This is a genomic window from Halodesulfovibrio sp. (genome assembly GCF_015482765.1).
In the GTDB taxonomy this organism is placed as follows: domain Bacteria; phylum Desulfobacterota; class Desulfovibrionia; order Desulfovibrionales; family Desulfovibrionaceae; genus Halodesulfovibrio.
The window spans coordinates 1-6,249 of the sequence record NZ_JADMLB010000036.1 but is presented as its reverse complement, the minus strand read 5'-3'; the positions used below and the strand labels follow the sequence as shown (position 1 = coordinate 6,249).

8 protein-coding genes are annotated in these 6,249 nt (G+C 40.7%); 3 read left to right on the top strand and 5 right to left on the bottom strand.

All coding sequences use genetic code 11. The annotated features are described in order from the left end of the window. Positions 1-329: 329 nt before the first annotated feature. Positions 330-956, bottom strand: a complete 627-nt coding sequence (locus tag QZY95_RS05430) for a hypothetical protein (protein WP_290920294.1) — start codon at positions 954-956, stop codon at positions 330-332. Positions 957-1,064: 108 nt separating this feature from the next. Between QZY95_RS05430 and QZY95_RS05425 the strand changes: the two genes are divergently transcribed. Next, a complete protein-coding gene (locus QZY95_RS05425) occupies positions 1,065-1,190 on the top strand; it encodes a hypothetical protein (RefSeq protein ID WP_290920292.1) in 126 nt (41 codons plus the stop codon). A 161-nt stretch (positions 1,191-1,351) separates the two neighbouring features. Here QZY95_RS05425 and QZY95_RS05420 read toward each other — a convergent pair whose 3' ends face one another. Further along, positions 1,352-1,978, bottom strand: a complete 627-nt coding sequence (locus QZY95_RS05420; RefSeq protein ID WP_290920289.1) for a hypothetical protein — start codon at positions 1,976-1,978, stop codon at positions 1,352-1,354. Between the two features lie 336 nt (positions 1,979-2,314). Between QZY95_RS05420 and QZY95_RS05415 the strand changes: the two genes are divergently transcribed. Beyond that, a complete protein-coding gene (locus tag QZY95_RS05415; RefSeq protein ID WP_290920287.1) occupies positions 2,315-2,548 on the top strand; it encodes a hypothetical protein in 234 nt (77 codons plus the stop codon). Positions 2,549-2,612: 64 nt separating this feature from the next. Here QZY95_RS05415 and QZY95_RS05410 read toward each other — a convergent pair whose 3' ends face one another. From QZY95_RS05410 to QZY95_RS05400, 3 genes are read right to left on the bottom strand one after another with little or no spacing between them, the layout of a single operon-like run. Beyond that, complete coding sequence (locus tag QZY95_RS05410; RefSeq protein ID WP_290920284.1) at positions 2,613-3,014, bottom strand: GtrA family protein; 402 nt, start codon at positions 3,012-3,014, stop codon at positions 2,613-2,615. Continuing rightward, positions 3,005-4,390, bottom strand: coding sequence for a glycosyltransferase family 39 protein (locus QZY95_RS05405; protein WP_290920280.1), 1,386 nt, complete (start codon positions 4,388-4,390; stop codon positions 3,005-3,007). Before QZY95_RS05405 ends, QZY95_RS05410 begins: the two co-directional genes overlap by 10 nt. Next, complete coding sequence (locus tag QZY95_RS05400) at positions 4,381-5,406, bottom strand: glycosyltransferase family 2 protein (protein WP_290920277.1); 1,026 nt, start codon at positions 5,404-5,406, stop codon at positions 4,381-4,383. Before QZY95_RS05400 ends, QZY95_RS05405 begins: the two co-directional genes overlap by 10 nt. A 602-nt stretch (positions 5,407-6,008) precedes the next feature. Here QZY95_RS05400 and QZY95_RS05395 point away from each other — a divergent pair. Continuing rightward, positions 6,009-6,249, top strand: a 241-nt coding sequence (locus QZY95_RS05395; protein ID WP_290920274.1) for a YhdT family protein, incomplete at its 3' end; no start/stop codon positions are given.

Sequence of the window (6,249 nt, the reverse complement as noted above, 5' to 3'; positions counted from 1 at the left end):
TCTCCTCTTTCATTCAGGATAATGGCTTAACTATGTGTCCACAAGTTTGTAGCAGGATCACTTTTTTATTTTTCAGGCGGCGAAGTGTAAAATTTAACTTGCCGGTTTGGTGAGCGGAAATACAGGCAATCCTCTTGGCCAAGTATCGAGCAAGGTTATATTGGTCAGCAAAGAGCCGTCTAGGAGACTTTATAGCTCATAGTAGATCCAACAAATCGCCAATTGCACTATGTGTTAGATCTAATATGACAACGTATCACTAAGTAACTGTACATAAAAAAGCCGAAAATAATATTTGTAAGTAAGTCAAAATGTTGGGCGAAGAATTACTAAACTTTAATGTTAACTTTTTGCCCTTTAACGGCTTTTACGGGTTGTACTTTTGTATCTATGTCAGCAGTAGACGTTGATTTAGCTGCTGCGCGTACTTTTCTAACTACTTTCACTTCCTTAACACGCTCTCCAGAAGAAGGATCTGTTTTGGTCACTTCAATTTCTTCTTCAACAATTTCTTCTGAATTTTCGGTTTCTTGTTGCTCTTTTTCTTCTTTTGTTTCTTCAGTGCTTTTTTCCAATACCTCGCTATCATTTTCGCTTTTAAAGTTATTCATTGCAATAGCACCCTTACGAGCTGAGTCGCCAGCTACAGCGTATTTTGCTGCTGTTTTGTCGACTCCCTCAGCAACAAGCGTAGCAACTGCTTGGACGCGTTCGTTTATGATTGAAACGATCTCTTCTGTAAAAGCAGTTCCTTTTGAAGCCTGAGTGTTTTCAAGGTATACAGGCGAATTTTTAGTTTCGATTGTTTTCTCAAGAATATTTTGCGCTGCAGAATCTATAGTCGTTTTGTTTATTTTTTGACTGTCAGATTTAGCTTGAGTGGCTTTTGGGGACGTCTGAGTTTTTAATACGAGTTGCTTGTCTAGAATTGAATTGTTCGATGAATTGATTTGCATAAAGCCTCCTATGTATAGCCTATCGACTTTCATATGAAGAGCTTAATAAAAAATATAAATATATAGACAGGTTCTTACCAAGAGAGGCTGTTATGTACGATGAGATAGGTGAAAGAATTGGTAGGTATTGACTTATCCTTACGTATTGTCGGTCTACTTGCAGTAGGTCATCATGATCAGGACGTGCACGAAGAACATGTATGTAAGCCTATAGAGAAGGCTCTTCTTCCATAGCAAAGAGCCGTCTAGGAGACTTTATAGCTCATATTAGATCCAACAAATCGCCAATTGAACTAAGTGTTAGATCTAATATGACAACGTATCACTAAGTAACTGTACATAAAAAAGCCGAAAATAATATTTGGAAATATGTCAAAATGCTGGGCGAAGAATTACTAAACTCTAATGTTTACTTTTTGCCCCTTAACAGCTTTTACGGGTTGTACTTTTGTATCTATGTCAGCAGTAGAAGTTGATTTAGCTGCTGCGCGCACTTTTCTAACTACTTTCACTTCCTTAACACGCTCTCCAGAAGAAGGATCTGTTTTAGTCACTTCAATTTGTTCTTCAACAATTTCTTCTGAATTTTCGGTTTCTTGTTGCTCTTCTTCTTCTTTTGTTTTTTCTGTGCTTTTTTCCAATACTTCGTTAGCTTTTTCGCTTTTAAAGTTGCCCATTGCAGCAGCGCCCTTACGAGCCGATTCGCCAGCGACAGCGTATTTTGCTGCTGTTTTGTCGACCCCCTCAGCAACAAGCGTAGCAACGGCTTGGACACGCTCGTCTATGATAGAAATTATTTCTTTTGTAAAAGCGGTTCCTTTTGAAGCCATGGTGTTCTCAAGGTATACAGGCGTATTTTCAGTCGTGATTGTTTTTCCGAGAATATTTTGCGCTGCAGAATCTATAGTAGTTTTGTTTATTTTTTGACTGTGGAGTTTAGCTTGTGTGGCTCGTTGAGAGGTTTGAGTTTTTAATACGAGCTGCTTGTCTAGAATTGAATTGTTTGATGAGTTAATTTGCATAACGCCTCCTATATATAGCCTATCGACTTCCACATGGAGAGCTTAATGAAAAAGATAGATAAGTATATAAAAAGCTACTCACTAATGGTGTCTGTTATGTACTCGTATTGTTAATTATTTTACGGAAAAAAGGTTTTTACCAACCGTAATCTCTTTCTTTCAGAGAATGTACTGTGAAATTCTGAATAGATTATACGTAATCCGTTTTAGGCTATTTTTTATTTATAACGCCGTGGAGAGTAATAATGTGCTGATCGAGTTAGCATCTTATGCCGTTTTTTGAACTTTAACTTACGAAGATCCAACAGAAACATGTAATCATGAACAGTTGAGAAGTTGCTGACGTCTGTAGATCGTGGTGTTGGTGTATTGCAATACGAGGTTGTCTTTTTAGATGGGGTTACGCATGAGCCGTTGGCTGTACTTGTGCATCGAAAGAGTGGAGAGAAATGGGATTTTTCAGGGATGACAGATGACCTTGGTCATGTTCGTAGTCAGTTTGATTCAATTGCTGAAAAAATGGGAGAAAATGCCTGGTATTTTGTTGAGGCAAAAACAGACGAAGAATAAGTTACGTTCCCGCGGGTGTTTTCAACAAATATAGCCTTAACCTACATGTAGGTTAGCCATAAGGCTATTTTGCAGAAAACACCCAGCGTGAACTTAGAAGGTAATTGCTTACCATGCCAACGAGTACTCCCAAAAGGAGTGCCGCATATGGAGACAACGGTGTGGACGGCAGAGAATGCATTGTAATTCGAAACACAGCGATGTTAGGCAGTGCTGAAAAACTTGCTACTGCCATAAACTTTTTCCACTGGTAGAAACGTGGAGACTGAGGCCGGTGTTTAAACGTCAGCACTCTGTTACCAATCCATGTTGTAGTAGCTGCTCCTATAAATGCAAGAATTCTTGCTGCAAGCGGAGGTATGGCGGCTAACTCTAGAAGAACGGCAAAGATGGCCATATCCACGATGAAGCCAATGCCTCCGACAAGCGCAAAAAGTACTATTGGCGGTAAATTTATCAGTTGCATATGTAGCGTTGTCGTTTTGGAGATTCTGCGGCCATTGTGCAGTCTAGTTTGTTATGAGCAAAGAACTTATCCAAGTCGTTCTTTTTTCCTAGCAAATAATAAGGGGTTTGAAGTTCGCTAAGTGTTTCTGTTTTTTGTAGAACGACGGCCTTCCCGTTACTGTAGTATTGTCCCGAAAATGGGCGTTTACGAATATAATATATAGGTAACGACTTATCAGCCTTTTCAAATAAAACTTTGTCGCTTGCACTATCTCCAACGAAAATTATCACGACAAGTAATGCGGTGAGCATTCCAATAGGCATCATCCGACAAAAAATCGAGAAATATTTTTCATCATTCAGTGTAAACATGCTGGCGCACAACAGACCGAGTGCAGGAATTCCCGGTAATACGTATGTTGGAAGAATATTACCTGCAAACGTAAAAAGAAGCATTGGTGCAAGCATCCATGTGAAAAGGAAAGTAGCCAGTGGCGATATTTGAATATTACCGCTTGTATTCTTCCACTTTCTCCAAAGCATAACCGGAAGTACTATGGACCATGGCAAAGCAGCTAGGAAGCCGAAAAGCCAGATCATTCCATGCGGCCTGTCATGTGCAGAACCGTAAAGGTCTCCTTCCCACCCAGGAACCATGAATCGCTTCCAGTGTTCTCCAAGTATGAAGTATTCTAAAAATCCCGGGGTCGCTTTTTCAGCCATTAGGTACCATGGCAGGCTAATGGCGAGCATTATTCCTATTCCACTTAGTATGGGAGTTCTTTTCCAGAATTCTGTAAATGCTCGTAGCGGGCCGTGTTGGATTGCAAGAAAAGGATAGAATCCTATAGCGGCAATTACAATAGCAACTGGGCCTTTCGCGAGTAGCCCTATTCCCAATCCTGCAAAGGCTAGGTAACCCCATTTTCTGTTTCCCTTCCAGCACAGGTAGAATGAGAGCATGGTCACTGTTGTAGAAAAGGTCAGGGCCATATCTGTCATCACTGATCCGCTGGAGATAAAAAACATTCCGCAAGTTGCTAACACAATTCCAGTGAGCAAAGCGTTAATTTTCTGGCGGTGGGCAAAGGCCATTGTGATGAGAATTGTAATAAGCCCCGCAAGCCAGTGCGGGAAGCGAATTGCGAATTCAGATTGACCAAATACCTTAATGCCTGCGGCACTCATCCATGTGAACAGAGGTGGCTTGCCCCAAAAGGGTACCTTGTAATCAAATTGCGGGGTCAGCCAGTTACCTGTCTCCACCATGAGGCGAGCCATTTCTCCATATCGAGCTTCTGTTGTATCCATCAAAGGATACATGCCGAGAGATAAGAGTCTCAGAGCAAGAAACAGTGCGAGAAACATTAGCAAGTGTGAAGTTTTTAAGCGCATTGTATTTCTTTCTTCTCTTTCTCTTTTGCAGGATGGTCGTTAATTGTTTTAATGACGAATGAGGGGCGTCCCTTAGATTCAATAAAAATTCTGCCGATGTATTCTCCCAGTAATCCTATACAAAGGAGTTGAACGCCTCCTAATCCTAATTGAACAACCATGAGTGACGGATAGCCTTGGACAGGATCACCCAGTGCTAATGTTTTAATGACGACCCATATCCCATAGAGAAAAGCGCCTGAGGCAATAAGAGCTCCCAGCAGCGTTGCAATTCTTAATGGACGGATAGAGAACGAGGTAATGCCGTTCATGGCAAGACCCATGAGTTTGAAGTAGTTCCACTTGGTTTCTCCGCTGAAACGGGGATCTCGATCAAACTGTATGGTTGCCTGCACGAAACCCGGCCATGAGAACAGACCCTTCATGTACCGGTTTTTTTCGGGCAGTTCGTTGATATGGTTAACGACTGTCCGGCTAAGAAGCCTGAAGTCACCAACATTTTCTGGAATATCAAGGTCAGATAGAAAGTTGATTACTTTATAGAATGCTGCTGCTGAAAATCGTTTGAATTTCGTTTCACCATGTCGAACCGCACGTTGCATGTTAACTACGTCATATCCTTCTTTCCACTTCTCAAGCATTTGCGGAATAAGTTCAGGCGGATCTTGCAGATCAGCATCAAGAATGATCACAGCTTCGCCGCAAGTGTATTTGAGGCCGGCTGTCATGGCTGCTTCTTTTCCAAAGTTTCTGCTTAGTGATATGCATCTGACGGTGCTTGATGTAGGTGCTGCAAAATTGACGATATCTGCACTGTTATCTGTGCTGCCGTCATCTATATAGATGATTTCAGTTTCTTGTTTAAGAGCATCAAGAACAGCTGTAAGGCGTTCATGAAATAAAGGGAGAACATCTTTTTCGTTAAAGAAGGGGACAACGACGGAAAGTTGGACAAAGGGTCGAAGATGACCGTTCGTTGACAAATAGGTTGTTAAGGGAGGTTTTGCATTTTTCATATAGTTTCCGACTATAAAATTGACTGTGAAAAATTGAAAAACAATTGATCATTATTTGCATTGGAAAAGTCGGGAGCGCAATAAGAAATGCAAAGTATGACTGAGTTGTAATTTTCGAATGCTATTTTCTTTTACGCTTAGAGTCGGGGGCATTATTCTTTTTTATCCCAGCTTAGTAATACGATAAAAAGGAACGACATATAATTATTATAAAATCGCTGAGAAGTTAGCAGCGGATTTATCTTTCTTTATAAAACGTAAAATCGACTTGCTTACCGTTGCATTACATTGCTGTAAGAAAAAGCTACTCGTATGAGCAAAATGTGATGTCTGGTTTTAAAAAGAGATGTGTGAGCAAAAAAGATGGGGAAATGCTGCCCCTTCACTTGTTTTCTGAGGTGGTTTGAGGCAGAAGGCAGCAAGCAATTGACGGTATTTTGCTTTGTTGGGAATCAAATTGTTTCACCAGCAATTTTTTAATAGAAAATTCATGAAACTCAATGAAGAAGCGCACCAAGAAGCTTTGTCCAGTTAGGGTCATGGGCAATATTTGATGTGCTGAAAATTGTGTTTCATAACGTAAACATTTTGTTGGGGTAGTTGTGAGTAAACAGAAACAGGACTGGCGGTTTGCTCAGGCAAATAAAGAGGCTTTGCTCTCTTTGGGAGCATATGCTCTGTATTTTGTCTGGTGGTTCGTTTTCGGATACGGAATGGGCGAAGGTGATCCCGAACAATATTCATATGTTTGGGGAATGCCGGAGTGGTTTTTTTATAGCTGTATTGTCGGGTATCCGGTTATCACAATTTTTCTTTGGGGTATTGTTCGATTCTTTTTTAAAG